3 protein-coding genes (1 of these 3 cut by a window edge) are annotated in these 2,734 nt (G+C 69.1%); all 3 read right to left on the bottom strand.

Features of this window, described 5'->3' with window-relative positions:
• Nucleotides 1-610: the 5' portion of a hypothetical protein gene (locus K789_RS0120200; protein WP_024368333.1), read on the bottom strand. It extends 107 nt beyond the left edge of the window; 610 of the gene's 717 nt are visible here — the first part of the coding sequence; the start codon lies at nucleotides 608-610; its stop codon lies off the left edge, out of view.
• Nucleotides 611-704: 94 nt separating this feature from the next.
• Nucleotides 705-2,270 carry a protein kinase domain-containing protein gene (locus K789_RS23675; RefSeq protein WP_416352820.1) on the bottom strand — a complete coding sequence of 522 codons (1,566 nt, stop codon included), beginning with the start codon at nucleotides 2,268-2,270 and terminating at the stop codon, nucleotides 705-707.
• Nucleotides 2,267-2,734: FHA domain-containing protein (locus tag K789_RS0120190; RefSeq protein ID WP_029705488.1), on the bottom strand; the 468-nt coding region annotated here is incomplete at its 5' end. The genes K789_RS23675 and K789_RS0120190, both read right to left, overlap by 4 nt.

The following is a 2,734-nucleotide window of genomic DNA, read 5'->3' as shown; positions in this document are numbered from 1 at the left end:
GGCGGTTGGTGGCGAGTTTTCCGCCGCCGCCGCGCAGGCCCGCGACCCCCACCTTGTCGAGCTTGTCGCACACGTTGTCCAGCTTTCTGTTGAACCGGGTCAGGGCCCAGCCCAGGGTCTTGGCGGCCTCGGCCGAGGACGGGATGGCGCTGAAGCCGGTCCCCTCGCGGCGCAGCATGGGCTCGGCGAGGGCAACGATCAGGGCCTTCTGCGAGTCGGTGAAAACCACCGGGCCGATGGTGGTGTCGCCGTTGCTGTCCTCGTCGCGGGATTCCTGCCGGAATGCGGGGGTCCTCAGGTGCACGGCGAACTCGTAGGTGGTGGGGCCGGCGGTGAAGATGACATTGGTGTGGCTGAAGACCAGCGGTATCCGGGCGCCCGGCGAGAGCCACGCCTGCATCCCGCCGGAGGCATCGGCGATGGTCGCGGAGAGCATGCTGCCAACGTTGCTGAGCCACCAGATGCCGTCATAGCGGGCGATCTGCAGGAACTGCCGGTGCAGGTACGGGTTGTCATCCACTTCAAGGTCGCCTTCGCGGCCGATGCTGAAGATGTCCTCGTCCGAGGGCTCATGCCACTCGCCGCAAAAATCTATTGCCAGATCCCCCATATGCCGTGCCTTTCTGGAATTCGTTAGTGCTATTTGCTGACGCAGGCGATGGAATCCGGACCCAGCGGCGAGGACGCCCCGTCGCTGCGGACGATCATGACCTGGATGCAGCTGGGTTCGGCCGGATTCGCCGCAATTTCAGCGGCCGGCCCGGCGGACGACTGGTAGTCGCCGTCGCCCTTGAGCGTGTGGACCCGCCACTTGTAGCTGTCGCCAGGCTTGGGCTGCGGGTTCGTCCAGGTGAAGCTGACCTTCCCGGCCGGGCCGGCGACACCGGCCAGCGCGGTGACGTCCGGCACGGTGCCGTTGTCCAGGGCGTCCGCGGGCGGTTTGCTGACCTGGTCCGTTGCTTTCGGTGCCGGCTCGGGCCGGGNCCCGCCACGATTCCGAGGACGACGGCGGCCACCAGGACGGTGCCGCCGACAACCGAGAGCAGCAGGTTCCGGCGCCCATGGCCGGCCGGATACTCCCCCGCCGCTTCCTCCGGCCCGCCTGCGGGGGCCGGCGTGCTGGAGCGGTTGACCGTGGCCGCGAGGTCGTCGTCGGGTGCAGGGGTTCCGGGCCCGTCGAAGGCGGGCATCGCCGGCGGGCGCTGGACGGTGGCGTTCTTAAAGCTTGTGGCGTTGTTAAAGGTTGTGGCGTCGTCGACCGTGGTACTGGTGTCCGTGCCGGGGAACCTGGCCGGGAAGGTCGGGGCGTTTCCGGTGGCGTCCGGGTCGATCGCGGCGACGCTGCGGACCCGGGTTTCCTCGAAGCCGTCGTCCGGGTGGTTTTCCTCGGCGCGCGGCTCCTCCAGGACTTCGAACGATGTCACGGAGAGGTTCAGTTCGGCCTGGATCCGCTGCAGGGCCAGGGCGAAGGCGTGCGCCGAGGAGTAGCGGGAGGAGGCGGACTTGGCCATCGCCGTCGAGAGCGCCAGTTCCAGGGATTCCGGCACATCGGCGCGGCCCAGTTTGGGCACCGGCAGGTTGGTGATCCGGGAGATCAGCTCGCGCTGGGAGTTGTCCGCCCCCGGCAGCACAAACGGGGACCGCCCGGCCAGCAGGGTGTAGAGCGTGGCGCCGAGGGCCCAGACGTCCACCAGGACGCCGTCGACGTGGTGGCCGGTGAACTGCTCCGGCGGGGACCACGGGATGGACATGCCGGCTTCCTCATCGGTGTCCCCGGCGAGGGTGCCGGAGATGCCGAAGTCGGTCAGGGCGGGCCGGTTGTAGTCCGTGACCAGGATGTTGGCGGGCTTGATGTCGCGGTGTGCGATCCCGGCCCGGTGGGCGGTCTCGACGGCGGACGCCACCTGGATGCCGACGGCGAGGACCTCATCCACGCTGAAGCCCTGCCGCCGGTACCGGACGTCCAGGCTGGGCCGGGAGCAGTACTCCATGGCGAGGTAGGAGTGCCCGGTGTCGGTGATCTCGGCTTCGAAGATCGTCACGATGTACGGGTGCGAGGACAACTGCGCCATCAGGTTCGCTTCGGATTCGAAGCGGCGGCGGGCCCCTTCGGTCTTCAGGTCCGAGAGCAGCACCTTGACGGCGACCTTGCGTCGCGGCCGGTCCTGTTCGTAGAGGTAGACGTCGGAGAAGCCGCCGGAGCCGAGCAGGCTGATGTAGGTGAAGCCCGGAATGACTGGCGGCGGGGCTACGGGCCGTTTTGAGCTCACGGGATCTCCTCAAAGCGCAGCGAGATGCCGTCGCCGACTTCTGCGATGTCGCCGTCGAGCAGGATGGCCATCTCGCCCTGGGCGAGCCGGCGCGGGGGCTGGCCTTCGCGGACCAGGACGGTGCCGTTGGTCGCCTTGAGATCGCACAGCATGACGTGCCAGCCCTCGAGCCGGACCTCGACGTGCGAACGGGAGATGTCCCCGCTGGGGCTCGCCACCTGGACCAGTCTGGGCATGACGGCGCCCTGGACGCGGGACACCGAGGGCTGGCGTCCCACGATGAGTGACTGGTCGAGGTCGACCAGTTCGCCGCTGGACAGCCGCATCCGGCCCAGGCGGGGCCGCCGGACCTGGACACCTTCGCCGGGCAACGGCTGGGCGCAGCGGCCGCACTGGGCGTAGGTGGAGGGGTTGGCGTGGCCCTGCGGGCAGACGCGTGCCAGCACCATGGGTCCGGTGGCCGG

Source organism: Arthrobacter sp. TB 26 (genome assembly GCF_000427315.1).
Classification (GTDB): domain Bacteria; phylum Actinomycetota; class Actinomycetes; order Actinomycetales; family Micrococcaceae; genus Arthrobacter.
The sequence above is the reverse complement of the archived record's forward strand: the minus strand, read 5'-3'. Positions and strand labels throughout refer to the sequence as shown.